The following is a 23027-nucleotide window of genomic DNA, read 5'->3' on the forward strand; positions in this document are numbered from 1 at the left end:
TGAAGCTGCTGGAATGACACAAAGCATGTCCCGTGTAGCTAAATGCATCGATAATGGTCCGATGGAAGGATTTTGGGGAATACTTAAACGCGAACGGTATTATGGGAACCGATTCACTGACAGAGACACTCTTGTGAAAATGATAGAGGACTACATAGAATACTACAATACTAGGCGATTACAGAGAAAACTTGGGATTTTAACACCATTCGAGAAGTACGAGCAGTATCTGGCGGTAGCATAAAAACTGCCACCAGATCAACAATCTGATGGCAGAAAATTTTGTTTTTTCTATTGTCTACTTGACGGGTAGCAGTTCACTTAGTGCGACAGCCCCTTGTTTTTAGTATTCATCTCTTGTTATATTGCGGAGCCATTTTTTGCTCTTGTAGTGACCGATAACCCAAGGCCATTTTACAAATTCGTCGGTGCAGAGAAGGAAGTAAACCCACATGGGCGGCAGCTTTAGAAGTGCAGCGGCTATAAATCCCAGTGGAACAGCGTAGCACCACATATCGATGGTGTCACAGATAAAGCCCCAGCGGCTGTCACCACCTGCTCTGAATACTCCTGCGATAAGAGTTGTATTAACAGCAGCACCCATTACGTAATAGGTGTTTATGAAAAGCATGGTTTTTAAATAGTCTTTTCCGAGCGGTGTAAGATTTGCAAAGCTAAGAAATATCGGCATAAGAAGGAAGATTATAAGACCTCCTATTGCACCGAATAACACTGTCATTTTCATAAGTGTCTTGGACGCTTCGTCCGCATCCTCGAGACGGTTTTCACCGATTATCTGACCAAGAAGGATTCCACCTGCGCTGGCAACGCCAAAGCAAAGGATCGTTCCGAAATTCCTTGCAAGGGAAGTGAAGGAATAAGCAGCAACCACGTCGCTTCCGAGGAACTGTCCGATGATTACGGAGTACATGGAAAATGCCAGGCCCCAGGATACATCGTTTAGCATGGCAGGAAGTGCCATTTTGAAAAAGTCCTTGAGAAGCAGATCATTTTTAATAAACATGTAGGAGAGCTTGAGCTTTGCATTTTTACTTCTGATGGAGACAATGATACATAAGATAAGCTCTATAACTCTTGATATTGAGGTTGCAAGAGCAACACCTGCGGCACCAAGCTGCGGTGCTCCGAAAAGTCCGAAAATGAACACCGCGTTAAGCAGGATATTAAGCGAAAAGGCTATGGTGTTCAGAACTGTTGAGATGGTGACTCTTCCTATACTTCTGAGGGTAGAAAGGTATATCTCGATAACACCCCAGCAGATATAAGCGACGCTGATGTTCCTGAGGTATGAGGCTCCGATGGTGATGAGCTCCGGGTCAGGAGTGAACACGCGCATCATATATCTTGGGAAGAACATGGCACATGCGCCAAATGCAAATGCGGCCAGAAGTGAAAATCTAAGAGCGATGCCTTCTATAACATCTATGGCCTTCATGTCGCCTTTTCCATAGTACTGGGAGCAGAGCATGGTAACTCCGGTACCAAGACCATAGAAAATCATAAACAGAACGCTGGCATACTGGGCAGCAAGAGAAACTGCTGATATATGGCTTTGTCCCACATAGTTGAGCATAACCACGTCAGCTGAGTTTACTGCGACGCTTAACAGATTTTGAAGTACGATCGGGATTGTTAATTTTAATATTTGTGAACGATATTTTTTCTTGTTGCGATTCATGATGTCATCCTATCTGAAATTGTTGTGTACGATTAATAATATTAACACAACTAAATAGTATAATAACAGACGGGACATGATATTTTCCTACCATAAATTTATGGGGTTCACCTTGACTTTTTATTTGCTCGTAGTTAAACTAATGGGCAGAGCGTTGATGATGTGGGGCGTGTCCCCGGGATGTTCTGTTTTCCATAATAGAGAGACAGGTCACTGGCTGGAAGCCTGTCTGGTAAAGACAGTTCGGAAATTTCGCATCGGAGCTACAATTTAAGATTAAAATGAGTGTCTGTCATGTATTTATGGCAGGAATCAGGGTGGTACCGCGGATTATATTCGTCCCTTACATCTTTAACGATGTAAGGGATTTTATTTTTTAGGAGGTAAACATGATCAAAGAGCAGTTAGAAAAAATCAGGGAAAGTGCGCTTAAGCAGATCGAAGAGACAGAAAGTCTTGATAAGCTTAATGATGTTCGCGTAACTATCCTTGGTAAAAAGGGAGAACTTACAAGTATCCTTAAGAGCATGAAGGATGTGGCACCTGAGGACAGACCCAAGGTTGGCCAGATGGTAAATGAAGTAAGAGAGGAAATCGAAAAGAACCTCGAGTTTACAAAGAAGAAGATGGAGGCTGCTGTCCGCGAGGCTAAGCTTGCCAGCGAGACTATCGACGTTACACTTCCTGCAAAGAAGAATAACGTAGGTCACCGTCATCCCAATACCATCACTCTTGAGGACGTTGAGAATGTCTTCATCGGAATGGGTTATGAGGTTGCTGAGGGTCCTGAGGTTGAGAAGGACTATTACAACTTTGAGGCACTTAATATCCCTGCAGATCACCCTGCAAAGGATGAGCAGGATACTTTCTATATTTCAGGAGATCTTCTTCTTCGTACACAGACATCTTCAACTCAGGTTCATGAGATGGAGAAGGGTAAGCTTCCTATTAAGATGATCGCTCCCGGTCGTGTTTTCAGAGCAGATGAAGTTGATGCTACACACAGCCCCAGCTTCCACCAGATCGAGGGTCTTGTTATCGATAAGGACATCACCTTTGCTGATCTTAAGGGAACTCTTGCTGAGTTTGCCAAGGAGATCTTCGGGGAGGACGTTAAGGTTAAATTCAGACCTCATCACTTCCCATTCACAGAGCCTTCTGCTGAGATGGACGTAAGCTGCTTTAAGTGCGGTGGTAAGGGATGCCGTTTCTGTAAGGGCGAAGGATGGATTGAGATCCTTGGCTGCGGTATGGTTCATCCTCACGTTCTTGAGATGAGTGGAATCGATCCTAACGAGTACACCGGCTTTGCATTCGGTCTCGGTCTTGAGAGAATTGCAGTGCTTAAATATGAGATTGATGACATGCGTCTCCTGTACGAGAACGACATACGATTCTTAGAGCAGTTCTAAAAGTAATCACTTAGCGAGGTTATTACATAAAAAGGAGATTAGAAATATGGATGCTAATTTAAATTGGCTTAAAGTATACGTACCGGATTTGAATGCAAGTGATCAGGAAATCCTTGATGCACTTACACTTTCCGGAACAAAGGGCGAAGGATTTCATCGCCTTGATAAAAATTTAGAGAAAATTGTTGTAGGTCAGATCGACAAGATCGAGCCTCATCCGGACGCTGACAAACTGGTTATCTGCCAGGTTAACATCGGCTCTGAAATGATTCAGATCGTTACCGGTGCAAAGAACATGAAGGAAGGCGATAAGGTTCCTGTTGTTCTTGATGGCGGAAGAGTTGCAGGCGGACATGACGGCAGCCCGAATCCTGAGGAAGGAATCAAGATCAAGGCTGGCAAGCTTCGCGGTGTTCCCAGTGCAGGTATGATGTGCTCTATCGAGGAGCTTGGTTCATCAAAGGATTTCTATCCGGATGCTCCCGAGGACGGACTTTATATTCTTCCTGAGGATACAGAGGTTGGAGCTGACGCAGTAGAGGTGCTCGGTCTTCACGATACAGTATTCGAATTTGAAGTAACAAGTAACCGCGTAGACTGCTACAGCATTCTTGGTATTGCAAGAGAAACAGCAGCTACCTTCAAGCTTCCCTTCAAGGCTCCTGAGGTTAAGGTTGAGGAGACTTCTGAGAAGGCTTCTGATTATATTTCAGTTGAGATCAAGGATGCAGATCTTTGCTCACGTTACTGCGCAAGGGTTTGTACAGATATAGAGGTTGGTCCTTCACCCGAGTGGATGCAGAGAAGACTTGCTGCTAACGGTGTAAGACCTATAAACAATATTGTTGATATTACTAACTATGTAATGCTTGAGTATGGTCAGCCCATGCATGCATTCGACCTTTCAACAATCGCTGGCAACAAGATCGTTGTTAAGAGAGCACAGGACGGCGAGAAGTTTGTAACTCTTGACGGTCAGGAGAGAAATCTCGACAGCGAAGTTATCATGATCTGTGATGGCGAAAAGGAAGTAGCTATCGGCGGTATCATGGGTGGTGAGAACTCAATGATCACAGAGGGTGCTAAGACAGTTCTCTTTGAGGCTGCTACCTTCAATGGTCCCAACATCCGTAAGAGTGCTAAGAGAATCGGCCTTCGTACTGATGCTTCTGGCTTCTTTGAAAAGGGTCTTGATCCTAACAACGCTGAGGATGCTATCAATCGTGCATGTCAGCTTGTTAACGAGCTTGGCTGTGGTAAGGTAACATCTGGAATTGTTGAGGCAAAATCACCTATCAAGCCTCTGAACAGAATTAAGTTTGAGCCCGAGAGAATCAACAAGCTTCTTGGTACAGATATCGACAGACAGACTATGCTTGATATCTTTGCAAGAGAAGAGCTTGTATATGACGAGGCTTCAAACGAGATTATTATCCCCAGCTTCAGACAGGACCTTGTAGGCTTCTGTGACATCGCTGAGGAGGTTGCAAGATTCTATGGCTATGACAAGATTCCTTCTACACTTCCTAAGAATGCACCTACAACAGGTAAGCTTACATTCAAGATGACTGTTGAGAAGACAGCTCGTGAGGTTGCACAGTTCTGCGGCTTCTCACAGGCTTACGGCTATTCCTTCGAGAGCCCCAAGGTATTTGATAAGCTTCTTTTACCTGAGGATGCTCCTGAGAGAAATGCAATTACAATTTCAAACCCTCTTGGTGAGGACTTCTCAATTATGAGAACAATCCCGCTTAACGTTATCCTTACAAGCCTTGCAACTAACTTCAAGCGCAGAAACAAGGATGTTAAGCTTTACGAGATAGCTAATATCTACATCGCTAAGGAGCTTCCTCTTAAGGAACTTCCCGATGAGAGAGCACAGTTTGTTCTTGGTTTCTACGGTGATGGCGACTTCTTCACAATGAAGGGTGCTGTTGAGGAGTTCCTTGGACAGATCGGTATGGCTGACGAGCTTGAGTATGATGCTAAGGCAGGTAAGCCTTTCCTTCATCCCGGACGTCAGGCACTTATCAGCTTCAAGGGAGAGACAATCGGTTATCTTGGTGAGGTTCATCCTGAAGTACTTGATAACTATGGAATCGGTTCAAGAGCTTATGTTGCAGTTCTTGATCTTCCTGCAATCGTTCCTCACGCAAGCTACAACCGTGTTTACACAGGAATCGCTAAGTTCCCTGCTGTAACAAGAGACATCAGTATGGTAGTTCCTACAGATGTAACAGCCGGCAACATCGAGAAGATGATCAGACAGCGCGGTGGTAAGAAGCTTGAGAAGCTTGAACTTTTCGATATTTATGAGGGATCTCAGATTGAGAAGGGCTTCAAGTCCATGGCTTATTCACTTGCATTCAGAGACAAGGAAAAAACCCTTGCAGATGATGAGATCAATGCAGCTATGAAGAAGATATTGAATGGCCTTGAGAGCCTGAATATTAAGCTTAGAAGTTGATTATGAACCCTCATCCGTCAGCTTCGCTGACACCTTCCCCCAGAGGGGGAAGGTGCCCGAAGGGCGGATGAGGGGAAAGGAGAACATATGAAAAGAACCAACGTATGGACAAAATACACTGCAAAGCAGTTAAAAGAATTAGAGTCATTTACTGACAACTATAAGACATTCCTTGATAACGCAAAGACAGAGCGTGAAGCGATTGACACAATCGTAAACGAGATCGAGGAAAAGGGCTACAGAGAGCTCAACACTCTCATCGGCAAGAACACAAAGCTTAAGAAGGGCGACAAGGTTTACAGCGTTTGGATGAACAAGTCTATTGTTATGTTCCAGATCGGTTCCGAGCCCTTTGAGAACGGTATGAACATCCTGGGTGCTCATATCGATTCTCCCAGAATGGATGTTAAGCAGAATCCCCTTTATGAGGATACAAACATTGCTTACCTTGATACTCACTACTATGGTGGTATCAAGAAATATCTGTATGTTACTATTCCGCTTTCAATTCACGGCGTAGTTGTAAAGAAGGACGGCACAACAGTACAGCTTAATGTAGGTGAGGATGAGGACGATCCGGTATTCTTCATCAGTGATCTTCTTATTCACCTTTCAGCTGATCTTATGGGCAAGAAGGCCTCCAATGTAGTAGAGGGTGAGGCTCTTGATCTTGTTGTTGGAAGCAGACCCTTCGTTATCGAGAGTGATGATAAGAAGAAGGCTGATAAGAAAAACAGCAAGCTCACAGATGGTCAGCAGTATGCTGTATCCTATGAGAAGGAAGTTAAGGAAGAGAGCGGCAAGGTAAGCGACGCTGTTAAGCGTGGTATCCTTGGAATCCTCTATGATCTTTACGGTATCGAGGAGGAGGACTTCCTTTCAGCAGAGCTCGAGATCGTTCCTGCAGGAAAGGCAAGAGACGCAGGCTTTGACCGTTCAATGATCCTTGCTTATGGTCAGGACGACAGAGTATGTGCATATCCTTCAATGGAGGCACTCCTTGATGTTAAGAACCTTAAGAGAACAGGCTGTTGCATCCTTGTTGACAAGGAAGAGATCGGTAGCGTAGGCGCTACAGGTATGCAGAGTAAGTTCTTTGAGAACGCTGTTGCAGAGCTTATGAATCTCTGTGGTGAGTACAGCGAGCTTAAGCTCAGAAGATGCCTTGCAAATTCCTGCATGCTTTCATCTGATGTTAACGCTGCATTCGATCCGCTTTACGCAGGTCAGTTTGAGAAGAAGAATGCATCACTTCTTGGCTATGGCCCTGTATTTAGTAAGTTTACAGGCAGCCGTGGAAAGTCAGGCTCCAATGATGCTAACGCTGAGTACATCGCTCATCTTAGAAGCATCTTCGAAGAGGATGATGTGGAATTCCAGATGGCTGAGCTTGGTAAGGTAGACGTAGGTGGTGGCGGAACAATCGCTTACATCCTTGCACTTTACGGAATGAATGTTATTGATAGCGGCGTAGCAGTTCTTAACATGCACGCACCTTATGAAGCTACTTCCAAGGCTGATGTCTATGAGGCATACAGAGGCTACAAGACATTCCTGAATAAGGCTAGTCTTACGAATATGTAAAGTGAGATAGCAAATCTTTGATTTGCGTGATCGAACTTTGTTCTGGCGAGGGCTTTAGCCCGAGAGCAGAATTTCCTTATGAATTTTTAGGAGAAAAATATTGAGTATTACAAATTCAGGTGCGGCGGACCCTAATCTGGGTCTTCGCACCAGCGATTATTATTTTGATCTTCCCGAGGAACTTATCGCTCAGGACCCGCTTCCTGCCCGCGATGATGCAAAGCTTCTTGTAATGAATAAGAATACGGGTAAGACTACCCATAAGATTTTTCATGATATCATCGACTATCTTAAGCCCGGTGACTGCCTCGTGTTAAATGACACAAAGGTTATCCCTGCACGTCTTCTTGGAACCAAGAAGGATACAGGCGCTGCAGTTGAGATACTTCTTCTCAAGAGAAGAGAGAATGATATTTGGGAGACACTTGTTAAGCCCGGGAAGAAGCTTCGCCCCGGCGCAGAGGTTATCTTCGGAGAAGGACTTCTTAATGCTAAGATCCTTGATATTGTTGAAGAGGGTAACAGACTTGTTCAGTTTTCCTACGAAGGAATCTTTGAGGAGGTGCTTGATAAGCTTGGAGAGATGCCGCTTCCGCCTTATATCACACATAAACTTCAGGACAAGAATATGTACCAGACAGTTTATGCAAAGTATGAGGGATCAGCAGCTGCGCCCACAGCAGGTCTTCACTTTACTCAGGAGCTTTTAAAGAAAATCCAGGACAAGGGAATTGATCTTGCGTATGTAACACTACATGTGGGACTTGGAACCTTCAGACCTGTTAAGGTTACTAACGTTCTTGAGCATCATATGCACACAGAGTGGTATCAGGTTAATAAAGAAGCTGCGGATAAGATAAATAAGGCAAAGGAGAGCGGACATCGGGTTATCTGTGTTGGAACAACCAGCTGCAGAACCATCGAGAGCGCTGCCGGTGAAAACGGACATATCGAGCCCTGTGCAGATAATACATCCATTTTCATTTATCCGGGCTATAAGTTTAAGGTCACAGATTGCCTTATAACAAATTTCCATCTTCCGGAATCAACGCTTGTTATGCTTGTTTCAGCACTTGCAGGCAGAGAAAATGTGCTTAACGCATACAATGAAGCTATCGAAAAACGTTACAGATTCTTTAGCTTTGGCGATGCATGTTTCTTTACGGATGATGAGATTTAAGATATAATTATTTTCTAAATCGAACATTATTTATCTGAGGGGGAAATTATGGAAGAGAGAAGAAAATACAAAAGGCTTGACCTTGATGGTGAGCTCATCATGAAACCTATTTGCTCTACTTCAGAGCCGGAGGCAGTTGCTATTTCAGTTATAAACTGTTCCCGTGCAGGAATGGGATTTCAGTCAGACTTACAGCTTACCATGGGGGATAACTATGAATGTAACCTCACCATTTGGACTAAAGAGGTTCTTCATGTATTCATTAAAATCGTTCGAGGAACTGCCCTTGAGGATAGCTATGAATATGGTGCTATTTTCATCGGAATGCCTGAATATGACAGACAGAGAATCTCTGTTTATGAGACTGTTCAGGATACACTCGAGGAAATGTAAAGGATTATATTATGCGCGAATTTAAAGACTTACAGATTGCGGTTGCAGGTGCCGGCTATGTCGGACTTTCAATCGCTACTTTACTGTCACAGAAGCATAAGGTGACAGTTGTAGACATTGTTCCTGAGAAGGTTGAGATGCTTAATAAGCGTATTTCACCCATCCAGGATGACTACATTGAGAAATATTTTGCAGAAAAAGAGCTTGATCTTACTGCAACAACAGACGGAGAGGCTGCTTATAAGGACGCTGATTTCGTAGTTATCGCAGCTCCTACCAACTATGACAGTAAGAAGAACTACTTTGATACCAGTGCTGTTGAGGCTGTAATTGACCTTGTTAAGAAGGTTAATCCTAACGCCTACATGGTAATCAAGAGTACTATTCCCGTTGGTTACACCAGAAAAGTAAGAGAGAAGATGGGAACAGATAAGGTGCTCTTTAGCCCTGAGTTCCTTAGAGAGTCCAAGGCTCTCTATGATAACCTCTATCCCAGCCGTATTATCGTGGGAATGGATGAGAATGACGCTGAGCTTAAAAAGGCTGCTGATACCTTCGCAGAGCTTTTGAAGGAGGGAGCACTTAAGGAAAACGTAGATGTTCTTTTCATGGGCTTCACAGAGGCTGAAGCAGTTAAGCTTTTTGCAAATACATATCTTGCACTCAGAGTATCATACTTCAACGAGCTTGATACCTATGCTGAGATGAAGAACCTCAACACTGATCAGATCATCAGGGGCGTATGCCTCGATCCCAGAGTTGGTGATTTCTATAATAACCCTTCCTTTGGTTACGGCGGATACTGCCTGCCTAAGGATACTAAGCAGCTTCTTGCTAACTATTCTGATGTCCCGGAGAACCTTATCGAGGCTATCGTTGAGTCCAACAGAACACGTAAGGATTTCATAGCTGACAGAGTTCTTGATATCGCAGGCGCTTACGGTAACAGTGAGTCCTATGATGCTAAGAAGGAGCACGAGGTTATCATCGGTGTTTACAGACTTACAATGAAGAGTAATTCAGATAACTTCCGTCAGAGCAGTATTCAGGGTGTTATGAAGAGAATCAAGGCTAAGGGTGCAACCGTAATTATTTACGAGCCTTCACTTGAAAACGGAACCACATTCTTCGGAAGCCACGTGGTTAATGACCTTGATGAGTTTAAAAAGAAGAGTGCAGCGATCATCGCTAACAGATACGATTCCTGCCTCGATGATGTAGCAGATAAGGTTTATTCAAGAGATATCTTCAGAAGAGACTAATCTATACATTTAAGACAAAAAATAAGAGTCATGCGATTTGTTTCAAATCGCATGACTTTGTTTTATTTTGTGAGATTTTTAAGATCCTTAAAGAAGTCCGGATAAGATATTCCAACGCACTTATCATCAAGAATTCTTGTTGAACCTTCGGCAGCAAGAGCAGCAACTGCAAAGCTCATTGCTATTCTGTGATCGTTGTTGCAATCGATATCGGTAGCATGAAGTGGCTTACCGCCATGAATTATCATTCCGTCATCTGTGGGCTCTATATCAGCGCCCATGGCCTTCAGGTTATTGCATACGGTATCGATTCTGTTTGATTCCTTTACCTTAAGCTCCGCTGCATCCTTGATTATAGTGGTGCAATCAGCTGTTGCGGCAACTACAGCAAAGATGGGAAGCTCGTCGATCATGGTCGGGATAAGCTTTCCTGATACCTCGAAGCGTCCGTTTTCATTACCGTGAAGCTCTGAGTATCTTACGTGAAGATCAGCTCTTGGCTCAATTGATTCATCTACGTTTTCAAGCTGGATATCAGCGCCCATCTGAGTGAGGATGCTGAGAATTCCGGATCTTGTCTTGTTGATTCCAACATTGTGAATGATGATGTCAGAGCCGGGAACAAGGAGTGCAGCTGCGATGAAATATGCTGCTGAAGAAATATCTCCGGGCACATTTACCTTGATTCCACGAAGAGGGAGTCCCGGATGCAGGATAGCGGAGGAGCCACCTTTAACATCAACCTCGTCATGGATATCAGCACCGAATGCACGAAGCATTATCTCTGTATGGTTTCTGCTAAGCGCGGGCTCATAAACTACTGTATCTGTTTCTGCATAAAGGCCTGCGAGAATAACACAGGATTTAACCTGAGCAGAAGCAACAGGGCTGTGATAGGATATGCCGCGAAGTCTCTTACCACCTTTGATCATAAGAGGAGCACAGTCATTGCCAAGAGCAGAGCTGATATCAGCACCCATCTGTGTAAGGGGCTTGATGATTCTGCTCATCGGACGTTTTTCAATTGAGCTGTCACCTGTGATCATGGAATCGAAGGGCTGCGCAGCCAGAATTCCAGATAATAAGCGGGTTGTGGTTCCGCTGTTGCCGGTATAAAGAGTAGAAGACGGAGCATGGAGACCGTGAAGTCCTTTACCGTGTACGGTTATGGTAGGAACACCGTTCATGGGTCTCTGGGAATGCTCAATAAGGATACCGAGCTGTTTAAAACATTCAATTGTGGAGAGACAGTCTCCACTTTTTAAGAAACCTGTTATCTCTGTGGCTCCTTCAGAAATAGCACCGAACATGATGCTTCTGTGAGAAATTGATTTGTCCCCCGGAACAAATACATTGCCGGTTAAAGGCTTTGTGCTTTTTTCAATACTGATCATGGTTGGTTCCCTCTTTTTTCAAGTAAAAGTTAGTGTGTCAAAGGGTATCAGTCAACTGACGGATATCCGTGAGTTTCTAATAATTTTAATGCTTTTTCCATGGCTTTGTCATCATGAAATTCTATACTTAATGTACCGTGTTCGAATTCTCTGTTATGGACAATGCCGATATTCTTGATGTTGATTCCGTTGACGGAAAGAAGAGTGGCAACTGATGCGATGTTACCGGGCTCATCTGCGATATCAACACGGATAACATAGGTCTTCTGGATAGGACCGCGTCTAAGGTCATTGAAGGAATCTCTGTATTCCCTTGCGGATGAGAAGAAATCCATAAGACCGTTGCCGTCAACATCATCTATAACTGCCTTCATCTCATTTAAATAGCTGATGTACTTATCAAGCAGTACGGATATGTTCTTGTGATTTGTAAGACATATCTGCTGAAGCATAACAGGTGAAGATGATGAAATTCTGGTTATATCCTTAAAGCCACCTGCGGCGATCATTTTCATAAGACCGTCCTCTGAGTCGCTGTCATGAACAAGATTAACAAGGCATCCGCTTATAACGTGAGGAACATGGCTTACTGCAGCTGTTATGAAGTCGTGCTGCTCATAGGGGATAATAAGCGGTGTAGCGCCCATCATCTCAACCAACTCCCTGTAGTTTTCAATTCGTTCGTCGGTTGTCTTTTCTGTTTTTGTAAGAATATAAAAAGCGTTCTCTAAAATAGAAGCTTTAGAGTTTATGTAACCGATTCTCTCGGTACCTGCCATGGGATGGCCGCCGATAAACTGCTCCTCAAGTCCAAGCTCCTTAACATGCTCATGGATGCTTGTCTTAACAGAGCCGATATCAGTAAGTGTTGTCTTAGGATTGAGATAAGGCTTTATAAGAGAAAGATTATCATTATTTCTTTCAATCGGTGCGCACAGGAAAATGTAGTCGCACTCTGAAAATCTCTCATCAACCTTCTCACAGGCTTCGTCAACGATTCCATCCTCTTTAGCCTTGAGTGATGTTTCGGGATGGGGTGTATATGAAATAATGCGGATCTTAGGATTCTTGGCTTTCAGGGCTCTGGCCATTGAACCGCCGATAAGACCAAGACCTATAAAACCACAGGTCAGATTATCTGTATTCATGAAAAACTCCTTGGAAAGTACATATTTAGTAGTATAAAAAAGCCTTGAACAGTTTACACTATATCACGTTAAAGTGCGAAAATCAATCGATTTGATTTTACAACATCTATTAATTGGATGTTTTTTACCCAATTGTGCAAATTTGACCGAATTACTTGTATTGTATGCACAATTTTAGTAAAATATATCCATAGGGTTAGGGGGAATCTAAAAAATACTTCATTATTTTTTCCCAACATAATTTAAGACTTGGAGGAGCAAGATATGAAAGTTTACACAAGTGACAAAATACGCAACGTCGTACTCTTAGGCCATGGTGGAGCCGGCAAGACTTCCCTGGCGGAAGCAATGGCTTACCTCTCCGGAATTACTTCCCGAATGGGTAAAGTATCTGATGGAAATACCGTCAGTGACTTTGATAAAGAGGAACAGAAGCGTCAGTTTTCAATCAGCACTACCAACATTGCAATGGAGTGGGATGGACACAAGATAAACGTTCTTGATTCACCCGGATTCTTTGATTTCGTTGGCGAAGTACAGGAAGCAATGAGCGTTGCTGATGCAGCGATCATCGTAGTTTCCGGTAAGGCCGGTGTTGAAGTCGGAACAGAGAGAGCATGGGATCTTTGCGAAAAGTATGGTATCCCTCGTATGTTCTTCGTTTCAGATATGGATATCGATGATGCATCCTACAGACAGGTAGTTCAGGACCTTACAGATAAATATGGAAAGAAGATAGCACCCTTCAATCTTCCTATTCGTGAGAATGAGAAGTTTGTTGGTTACGTAAATGTTATTCAGGAAAAGGGCTTCCGTTGGGAAGGCAAGGACGCAGTTGAGTGCGAGGTTCCTGATTATAACAAGGAATATCTGAGTCAGTATCGTGATACTCTCATGGAAGCAGTTGCTGAGACCAGTGAAGAGTTCATGGACAGATACTTCAGCGGAGAGATCTTCTCAGAGCAGGAGATCAGATCTGCACTTAGAAACAACGTATGTGACGGTTCAATCGTTCCCATTGAGATGGGATCAAGTATTCTTGCACAGGGTGTTTACACACTGCTTGATGATATCATTAAGTACATGCCTGCACCTGAGAACCGCAAGATGGCCGGCATCAACATGAAGACCAATGAGATTTTCGAAGCTAACTTCGATTTCTCCAAGCCGAAGACAGCTTTTGTATTTAAGACAATGATGGATCCTTTCATTGGAAAGTATTCAATGATCAAGGTTCGTTCAGGTGTTATCAAGACTGATGACGTTATGTACGATTCCAATAAGGATACAGAAGTTAAGATCGGTAAGATCTATGTAATGCAGGGCAACAAGACTATTGAAGTTCCCGAGCTTCACGCAGGTGATTTCGGTGCCCTTCAGAAGCTTGATATCTCTACAGGTGATACACTTTCAACAAAGGCTAATCCTGTACAGTATGCTAAGATGGATATTTCCGAGCCTTACACATACATGAGATATAAGGCACAGAACAAGGCTGATATCGATAAGATCGCTCAGTCACTTGCCAAGCTTTCAGCTGAGGATGCAACTCTTAAGGTTGTAAACGATGCAGAGAATCATCAGTCACTTATCTATGGTATGGGTGATATGCACCTTGAGATCGCTGTAAGTAAGCTCCTTAACGAGTACAAGGTTGGTATTGATCTCGATAAGCCGAAGGTAGCTTTCAGAGAGACAATCCGCAAGAACTCAGATGTAGAGTACAAGTATAAGAAGCAGACCGGTGGTCACGGACAGTATGGACACGTTAAGATGCGTTTCGAGCCTTCAGGCGACGATACAAAGGCTTATATCTTTGATCAGGTTGTAGTAGGTGGTGCTGTTCCGAAGAACTACTTCCCGGCAGTTGAGAAGGGTATTGCTGAGGCTTCTCAGAGAGGACCTCTTGCAGCTTATCCCGTTGTCGGTGTAAAGGCTACACTTTATGATGGATCCTATCACCCGGTTGACTCTTCAGAAATGGCATTCAAGGTTGCAGCAAGCAACGCCTTCAAGAAGGGCTTCATGGAAGCTACACCTGTTCTTTTAGAGCCCATTGCTACACTTAAGGTTACTGTTCCGGATGCATTCACCGGTGACGTAATGGGTGACCTTAACAAGAGAAGAGGCCGCGTACTTGGAATGAATCCTACCGGCGATGGCAAGCAGGTTATCGAGGCTGATATCCCGATGATGGAACTCTATGGATATTGCACAACCTTAAGATCCATGACAGGTGGCGCAGGAGACTATGAATATAGTTTCGCTCGCTACGAGCAGGCTCCTTCAGATATTCAGCAGAAGGAAGTTGCAGCAAGAGCTGAAAAGGTTAAGGAAAACAGCATAGAAGATTAAGCTGTAATAAAATGACTATAAAAGAGCTGACATTTAAATTTACGAAATGTCAGCTCTTTATTATTTTTTTATAGTTTTTTAAAAGCGTGCTTATATCTATATGATACGATAAATCTGATGATGCATAAGTATGCTTTTTGTGAGGAATTGATATGCCACAATTTGGAATGCATATGGGGTTAAGATATGACATAATCGGAGAATATGCCAGCCTTCTTTTTGCTGTGCTTCTTTTGATTTTTATATCTCTGACCAAGCCCAAAAAGTCAAAATCCTTCAAGTTCCTTGTTTTGGGAACTGTTGTGTCTGTATTTGCGACTGCAACTCAGATAATGATAGTAGAAGTCGCAAGTAATGTTGAAACCTATTATGATAGAAATTCATTTACGGCATTACTTGTACTTTTTCTGGTTTTATATCTTTTTATTCTTATCCTCATATTCAATTATGTGAATCTCTTAAGTGAGAAAAGATTGAAGAAAAAATCTGTAATAGTAATGCTCTATGTTCTCGTTGCAACTATATACTTTGCAGGTGTGATTTATCAGGTTGCAATGAAGAATCTGTATTTTGTCAGAACTGATGGCATAGATATATCTCATTTTACAAGATTTTACTGTGTTGCAGGTATTGTTTGTGTGCTTATCTGCACTTTTGCATGTTTCTTGAGAAGGCGTTATGTTTCAAGAATTGTTATAAGAGCAGCACTCATATTATTACCTGTAGAACTTGTATTTCTTGTGGCTCAGATAATTGCCAGACACTCAATTTTCACAGGTGCGACTTACGTAATGCCGCTGGTTATTCTCTATCAGCTTTTCCATTCAAATCCCTATGATGAAGAGACCGGATGTCAGAATCTGAGCGCTCTTGAAAGTAAGTTTTTGACAAATACAAGAAGGGGGAGGATTTTCTACCTGGCATATATTGATTTCCCCCAGATCACGGATAGTTCCTTTACACCTGACTATGATGGTCTTACTGTGGAGATGGCAAGAGTCTGCAGGGAAATTGAGAGAATATCTAATAAGATTTTCCTCTATAGGGTAAACTTTGGAACCTTTGTATCTGTTATTGAGACAAAGGAGCGCTCTGACGCCGAGAATTATGCGGAACATATAAGAGATATTCTGGATAATTTCCATGAAAGAACAGAGGAGCATATTCATTATTTCCTTGGTGTTTGCGGAGATAGCAGAAGGTTTGCTGCAGTTGGTAATAAATGGTCACAGCTCTTCATGTGGTACATGAGAGAACAGAAGCTCAAGGATGGAGAAAATGTGTATTACTTCGCCAATGGCAGAGACTTCAGAGAGTTTGATGAAGTATTTAAGATCGAGCAGGCGCTTATGGATATCAGGGTTAAGATGGATCCCGAGGATGAACGTATTCTTTGCTATGCCCAGCCTATCTACAGTGTAGAGAAGGATGAGTTCAGGTCAGCAGAGGCACTGATGAGACTTACAATAGATGGAAAGATGATTCCTCCGGATGCATTTATCCAGATCGCAGAGAAGAACAACTGTATCCATGCTCTAACCGTTATAATGATGCACAAGGTCTGTAAGGCTCTGGAAAAGCTCTCAGAGGAGTATGATTTTGATGCAGTGACGATAAACTGTTCAACTGCAGATTTTACTGATAAGACCTTCTATAAGGAAATTATGGACATAATCCACAGCTACAAGGTTGATCAGAAGATGATAAGACTTGAGCTTACAGAGTCCATGATGGCGGACAACTATGAAGCTGTTAAGCACAATATGGATATGCTTAACAAGGAAGGTATACAGCTTTATATGGATGATTTCGGAACAGGCTATTCAAATCTCGAGAGAGTTGTTGATGTTCCGGTTCAGACCATTAAGTTCGATAAATCACTTCTCTATAAATCTATTCAGGACGACCGCGTAGACGATATCATTACCTATATGATCGAATTTTTCAAGAAAAATGGCTTTGTTACTCTGGTTGAGGGTGTCGAGGATGAGACCCAGAAGAAATTCAGTATCGACAGAGGATTCGATTATATTCAGGGCTATCATTACGCAAAGCCTGCGCCAATTGAGAATCTGGGCAAATATTTTACCAAAAAAAGGATGACTTCCATAACATAGAACTGAGGTACCTCGCTTGAATATGGCACTTTAATATGATAAAATTCTTAACTATATTCTAAAAAAACGAGGTATCTCAAATGTCAGAGTTATATAATCACAAAGAAGTTGAAGAAAAATGGCAAAAGATTTGGGATGATGAGAATGCATTTGCAGCAAGCAATGATTACTCTAAGCCCAAGTACTATGCACTTGTTGAGTTCCCTTATCCTTCAGGTCAGGGACTTCATGTAGGTCATCCGCGTCCGTATACAGCGCTGGATATCGTTGCACGTAAGCGCAGAATGCAGGGTTATAACGTTCTTTATCCCATGGGCTGGGATGCTTTCGGACTTCCTACCGAGAACTATGCGATCAAGAATCACATTCATCCTAAGATCGTAACAGCTAACAACGTTAAGAAGTTCAAGAGCCAGCTTCATTCTTTGGGTTATTCCTTTGACTGGAACAGAGAAATTAATACAACTGATCCCGATTACTACAAGTGGACTCAGTGGATATTCTTAAAGCTCTTCAAGGCCGGACTTGCTTATAAGAAGGAAATGCCTATTAACTGGTGTACTTCATGTAAGGTTGGTCTTGCAAACGAGGAGGTTGTTAACGGCGTTTGTGAGCGTTGCGGTTCTGAGGTTGTCCGCAAGGTTAAGAGTGAGTGGATGCTCAAGATCACAGAGTATGCTGATAAGCTTATCGATGGTCTTGACGGTGTTGATTATATTGAGAGAGTCAAGGTTTCTCAGAAGAACTGGATCGGACGTTCAACAGGTGCAGAGGTAGACTTTGCAATCAAGGATACAGAGGATCACCTTACAGTTTATACAACACGTTGCGATACACTTTTCGGTGCAACATATATGGTTGTATCTCCTGAGCATCCTTACCTTGATAAGTATCAGGACAGAATCAATAACTGGGACGCAGTTATCGAATACAGAGAGGCAGCTGCCAAGAAGTCAGACTTCGAGCGTTCAGAGCTTGCCAAGGATAAGACAGGTGTTGAGATTGATGGTCTTAAGGCTATCAACCCTGTTAACGGAAAAGAGATCCCGATCTGGGTTTCAGATTACGTACTTATGAGCTATGGTACAGGTGCTATTATGGCGGTTCCTGCTCATGATGACAGAGACTGGGAGTTTGCTAAGAAGTTTGATCTTCCTATCATCCAGGTTGTTGCCAAGGATGGTGAAGAGGTTGATGTTAACGCTGCTGCATTTACAGATGTTGCTACAGGCGTACTTATTAACTCAGACTTCATCAATGGCCTTTCAGTAGCAGATGCTAAGGAAAAGATGATCTCCTTCCTTGAAGAGAAGAAGATTGGTCATGCACAGGTTAACTACAAGCTTCGTGACTGGGTATTCTCACGTCAGAGATACTGGGGAGAGCCTATTCCGATCGTTGAATGTGAGAAGTGCGGATTTGTTCCGATCGATGAGTCAGAGCTTCCGCTGCTCCTTCCTGAGGTAGACAGCTACGAGCCTACAGATAACGGTGAATCACCTCTTGCAGCTATGACAGACTGGGTTAACACAACATGCCCTTGCTGTGGTGGACCTGCAAAGAGAGAGACAGATACAATGCCTCAGTGGGCAGGATCATCATGGTACTTCCTCAGATATACAGATCCTACCAACAAGGATGCACTTGCCAGCAAGGAAGCACTTAAATACTGGCTTCCCGTTGACTGGTACAACGGAGGAATGGAGCATACAACACTTCACCTTCTGTACTCAAGATTCTGGCACAAGTTCCTCTATGATCAGGGCGTAGTACCTACAACTGAGCCTTATCAGAAGAGAACAAGCCACGGAATGATCCTTGGTGAGAACGGCGAGAAGATGAGTAAGTCCCGTGGTAACGTTGTTAATCCTGATGATATCGTAGAGGATTACGGTGCTGATACACTTCGTACCTATGAGATGTTCATCGGTGCGTTCGACCTTGCTGCTTCATGGTCTGAGGACGGCGTTAAGGGCTGTCGCAGATTCCTTGAGAGAGTATGGAAGCTCCAGGATATTCTTGTTGACGGAGATGAGTACTCAGATGATCTTAAGGGTGAGATGCACAGAACCATTAAGAAGGTTTCAAGCGACTTTGAGAACCTTAAGTACAACACAGCTATTGCTGCTATGATGTCACTTATCAATGATTTCTATAAGAAGAATGCAGTAAACAAGGCTGAGTATAAGACACTTATCACAATGCTTAACCCTGTTGCTCCTCACATCACAGAGGAGATCTGGCAGAGAATCGGTGGTGAGGGAAGACTTTACCAGCAGACATGGCCTGAGTATGATGAGGCACTTACTGTAGAGAACACAATAGAGATCGCTGTTCAGGTTAACGGTAAGGTTCGTGCAACCATCTCAATTGGCAAGGATGATGCTAAGGATGATGTACTTGCTAAGGCTAAGGAAGCTATTGCAGGCAAATTTGATGGCAATATTATCAAAGAGATCTATGTTCCCGGCAAGATCGTGAACATCGTTATGAAGTAATATCAGCTGTCCTATAAAAGATACAATTTCAAAACCGCTACATGCTCGATATGGACATGTAGCGGTTTTTGTTATGAATTGCACATTATTAAAGGAGTTTAAATTTTTTTATGCGTTTATAAATTTACTCTTAAATAGTTGGATATTGTGAGATTATTTGGGCTTTGATTGTTAGAATATATCATAGATACGTTGTTTTGATGCATGTTTTTTTCATGCAGTGCGAGCTTATGAGGGGAATATTATGAGGAAACAAAACCAACGGAACATGTTTACCAGCTTAATTATGATCATGTGTCTTTCGCTTACGGTATTTTTTAATACGGCTATAGCTACAAGGGCAGAGGGCGAAACAACGCCAGGGGGTCAGACAGAACCTGGGGCTGGAAACGGATCTGAGGTTGTGACCGTACCGGATACGGAGGCCGTGACTGTTGATGCAAATGAACCCCAGGGAGTTACTCTGGATATAACAACCAGGGATATTTCACCCGGAGAGTCATTTACACTTACACCGACACTTACACCGACCACAGCTACTACAACCTATACCTGGAATAGCAGTCAGAGCTCTTATGCGACTGTTGACAGTAATGGTCTTGTAAAGGGCGTGGCAATTGGAAGCACTGATATAACCGTTACTACAGCCAACGGAAAAACTGCATCCTGTCATGTGAATGTAAGGCAGAAGAATTATACCCAGCTCCTGTTTGAGGATGATGAGATTAAGATAAAGCCTGACGAAATTGAAACGATCACCGGAGAGGTATATCCCACCGATGCAATAAATACTGAGATAATCTGGGAGAGCACCAATACTGAGATCGCTACTGTAGAAAGAGACAGCAAAAAGTATAGAAAAGCTTATGTCCATGGACTTAAGGTCGGAAAATGCCGTGTTATTGCAAAGAATAAGGATGGACAGGAGATCGGCTCCATAAAAGTAAGAGTTGGCAGCCCCACAGGCCTTGAAAAGATGAAGAATGTCAAGGCGTCAAAGGTTACCATCTCAGAGCTTAAGCGAGGCAAGGGACAATTTAAGGTAAAGTATGCGAAGATCACTGATGCCAGTGGATATCAGATAAAGTACAGGAAGAGTGGCAAGTGGATAATCGTAGAGACTACAAAGAGATCCTTTACGGCAAAGAAGCTTCCCAAAGGCACCTACAAGGTTAAGGTAAGAGCATTCAGGAAGTATGAAGGAAAGAAATACTATGGCCATTTTTCAAAATCGCAAAAGATAAAGGTGAAATAGTACCGGTAAGGTTTGAATTATTTACCGGCACTGGTTCTCCATCTGACTCTTGCACCTATATGTGAGGTTTCGTAGTCACCTATACCATCAATAGGATGCAGATGCAGGGATAGATGCAGCCATTGAGGCAGGAATGCACAGCGTGGCAATAGGGGCTGCAGCAAAGAGCAACAGGGCTGAGACAAATATCAATTCTGTGGCGGATATACTGACTGTTTGCTAAAAAATTTTACAAAATTTATAAATATAAAATTTTTGAAAAATCGTTAATATATTACTGCATTATTCACATAATTTGCTAAAATTAAGTGTAGGTAGGTTTTCTTTTATGATAGGGGGCAAATTATGAGTATAAAGAATCTTGTGAGCGTAGATGAGAAGCGAATTCATAATCTCAGCGTTCAGGAAAAATTTAACTCCACCTTCAAGCAGATTATTACGATGTTCTGCATTGCTGTTGCAATTCTGGCAATTACAATTGTTTCAGCGCTGTTTTCTATTCGTACGATATACAAAAAGTATTATACGATGAATACGATTCAGGCTGAGATAAGAATTGATATTCAGGCTTTGGCTAAGTCATTCCTGTGGGCACTTTCGTCACCAGATGAGGGTATCAGGCAGGAACAGCTTGATAAAGCAATGGGTAAGTTTGAGGAGTTCGATGAAAACCTCAGTAAGCTTGCCAAGGTTATGGATGACAGTTCATCCATAAATAAGGTATCTTCGGATCTTAAGGCTGTTGAAGCGAACGGAGTTACCCTCGGTAATATGTTTAATGATGGATCTACCTCCGAGGAGATATTCTTCTACTTCAACGATACGTTATATCCTTCACTTGATGTGGCAGTTCAGGATTTCAAGAGTGTATCAAGCGCTTCTACAGAATCTGCAGAAAAGGCATATAAGAATGCACTTATTCTCGGAATCGTAATGAGCTCGATCACTTTGATCATAGTTATCCTTGTACTTCTTTACATCATCGATGTTAAGAAAAAACTCTCAAAGGCTATCCTTATTCCTGTTGAAGAAATTTCCAAGGCAGCTGACGAGATGTCAAAAGGAAACCTTCATATCGAAATTGATTATGAATCAGAGGATGAACTTGGAAGACTCGCCAAGGATCTTAGTGAATCCACAGGTGTAACAGAGCAGATTGTTTCGGATATCAGAGAGACTCTTAAGCTCGTTGCGGACGGCGATTTTTCACAGGGAACACTTCATCCCGAATTGTATAAAGCAGATTTTGCTCCTATCAGCGAAGCTTTAGATAATATCACAGATTCGTTGTCAGATACCCTGTCTCATGTAAGAGAATCCTCCAACCATGTATCTGAGGGCGCAAGCGGAATGAGCAGAGGCGCCACAGACCTTGCAGAGGGTGCAACGGATCAGGCTGCTGCGGTTGAGGAGCTTACAGCTTCTGTTAACACAGTTACAGAGCAGACCAAGACCATGGCCGAGACAGCTGAGAGATCACGTCAGATGGCCGGCAAGGTTCGCGATGATGCAGATGCCAGTGCGAGAAAGATGCATCTTGTTACAGATGCTATGGTCAGAATCACAGAGGCTTCAAACGAGATCGAGCAGGTAACAAATACAATCGAATCCATTGCCAAGCAGACACAGCTCCTTGCGCTTAATGCTTCAATCGAGGCAGCAAGAGCAGGTGAATCAGGAAAAGGCTTTGCAGTTGTTGCTGATGAGATCAGTACACTTGCAAGTCAGAGTACAGAGGCTGCTAAGAATACTCACCAGCTTATCCAGGATACAATGGAAGAGATTAGAAACGGTAATGATGTTGTGGCTGAGACCACAGAAGCACTTCAGCAGATGCAGGCATCAGTTGAAGAGATTACCGGTATGATCGCTGACACCGGAGAGATGGCACAGCAGCAGGCAGCCAGCATGGAAGAGATCAACGAAGGTATCGATCAGATATCTACTGTTGTGCAGAGTAATTCTGAGACAGCTCAGGAATCCAGCAATGTATCACAGTCGCTGACAGCACAGTCTGAGGATCTTACAAGATTGATTAACCAGTTCAAACTCAGATGACTTAGCGAGGTCTTTTCGAGCTTAGTCAGCTGAAGTTGTTCTGGCGAGCGGAGCGAGAGCAGAACTTCCCGTTTGATTTGAAGAAAAAAAGATGGCAGATGAGCATATTGTTCATATGCCATCTTTTTATTGATTTTTTATCACTTTATCACATTAAAGCGTTGACATGTTTCGTATCATTGTATACAATAATGCAAAGATTATA

At 42.9% G+C, this 23027-nt stretch carries 15 protein-coding genes; 12 read left to right on the forward strand and 3 right to left on the reverse strand.

Annotated elements, in window-relative coordinates; translation table 11 throughout:
* On the forward strand, positions 1-244 hold a 244-nt coding region (locus G587_RS0100005), incomplete at its 5' end, for an IS3 family transposase (RefSeq protein ID WP_155829392.1).
* A gap of 99 nt (positions 245-343) precedes the next feature.
* Here the strand turns inward: G587_RS0100005 and G587_RS0100010 are convergent.
* Positions 344-1699 carry an MATE family efflux transporter gene (locus tag G587_RS0100010; protein ID WP_026490538.1) on the reverse strand — a complete coding sequence of 452 codons (1356 nt, stop codon included), beginning with the start codon at positions 1697-1699 and terminating at the stop codon, positions 344-346.
* 392 nt (positions 1700-2091) lie between these two features.
* On the opposite strand from G587_RS0100010, the gene pheS reads away from it, so the two are divergent.
* From pheS to G587_RS0100040, 6 genes are all read left to right on the forward strand, one after another.
* On the forward strand, positions 2092-3111 hold the full coding sequence (gene pheS, locus G587_RS0100015; RefSeq protein ID WP_026490539.1) for a phenylalanine--tRNA ligase subunit alpha: 1020 nt from the start codon (positions 2092-2094) through the stop codon (positions 3109-3111).
* Positions 3112-3157: 46 nt separating this feature from the next.
* A complete protein-coding gene (pheT, locus tag G587_RS0100020) occupies positions 3158-5578 on the forward strand; it encodes a phenylalanine--tRNA ligase subunit beta (protein WP_026490540.1) in 2421 nt (806 codons plus the stop codon).
* Positions 5579-5665: 87 nt separating this feature from the next.
* Positions 5666-7162, forward strand: coding sequence for an aminopeptidase (locus G587_RS0100025; protein WP_026490541.1), 1497 nt, complete (start codon positions 5666-5668; stop codon positions 7160-7162).
* A 100-nt stretch (positions 7163-7262) separates the two neighbouring features.
* Positions 7263-8342, forward strand: coding sequence for a tRNA preQ1(34) S-adenosylmethionine ribosyltransferase-isomerase QueA (gene queA, locus G587_RS0100030; protein ID WP_305803597.1), 1080 nt, complete (start codon positions 7263-7265; stop codon positions 8340-8342).
* Positions 8343-8390: 48 nt separating this feature from the next.
* On the forward strand, positions 8391-8735 hold the full coding sequence (locus G587_RS0100035; protein WP_026490543.1) for a PilZ domain-containing protein: 345 nt from the start codon (positions 8391-8393) through the stop codon (positions 8733-8735).
* A gap of 11 nt (positions 8736-8746) precedes the next feature.
* Entirely contained in the window at positions 8747-9997 is a 1251-nt protein-coding gene (locus tag G587_RS0100040; RefSeq protein WP_026490544.1) for a nucleotide sugar dehydrogenase, read from the forward strand.
* 62 nt (positions 9998-10059) lie between these two features.
* On the opposite strand, the gene aroA is transcribed toward G587_RS0100040, so the two are convergent.
* Positions 10060-11391 (reverse strand): 3-phosphoshikimate 1-carboxyvinyltransferase, encoded by a 1332-nt coding sequence (gene aroA, locus G587_RS0100045; protein ID WP_026490545.1) that lies wholly within the window; start codon positions 11389-11391, stop codon positions 10060-10062.
* Between the two features lie 47 nt (positions 11392-11438).
* Entirely contained in the window at positions 11439-12539 is a 1101-nt protein-coding gene (locus G587_RS0100050) for a prephenate dehydrogenase/arogenate dehydrogenase family protein (RefSeq protein WP_026665826.1), read from the reverse strand.
* Between the two features lie 264 nt (positions 12540-12803).
* On the opposite strand from G587_RS0100050, the gene G587_RS0100055 reads away from it, so the two are divergent.
* The 5 genes from G587_RS0100055 to G587_RS23920 all read left to right on the forward strand — a co-directional run bounded on the left by G587_RS0100055 (position 12804) and on the right by G587_RS23920 (position 22822).
* Positions 12804-14894, forward strand: a complete 2091-nt coding sequence (locus G587_RS0100055; protein ID WP_026490547.1) for an elongation factor G — start codon at positions 12804-12806, stop codon at positions 14892-14894.
* Between the two features lie 152 nt (positions 14895-15046).
* Entirely contained in the window at positions 15047-17011 is a 1965-nt protein-coding gene (locus G587_RS0100060) for an EAL domain-containing protein (protein WP_026490548.1), read from the forward strand.
* Between the two features lie 80 nt (positions 17012-17091).
* Positions 17092-19509, forward strand: coding sequence for a leucine--tRNA ligase (gene leuS / locus G587_RS0100065; RefSeq protein WP_026490549.1), 2418 nt, complete (start codon positions 17092-17094; stop codon positions 19507-19509).
* A 244-nt stretch (positions 19510-19753) separates the two neighbouring features.
* Positions 19754-20764 (forward strand): Ig-like domain-containing protein, encoded by a 1011-nt coding sequence (locus tag G587_RS0100070; protein ID WP_081679277.1) that lies wholly within the window; start codon positions 19754-19756, stop codon positions 20762-20764.
* A 345-nt stretch (positions 20765-21109) separates the two neighbouring features.
* Positions 21110-22822 carry a methyl-accepting chemotaxis protein gene (locus tag G587_RS23920; RefSeq protein ID WP_051200439.1) on the forward strand — a complete coding sequence of 571 codons (1713 nt, stop codon included), beginning with the start codon at positions 21110-21112 and terminating at the stop codon, positions 22820-22822.
* Positions 22823-23027 lie beyond the last annotated feature (205 nt).

Origin of the sequence: Butyrivibrio sp. XPD2002, from assembly GCF_000423945.1 — a bacterium.
Classification (GTDB): domain Bacteria; phylum Bacillota; class Clostridia; order Lachnospirales; family Lachnospiraceae; genus Butyrivibrio.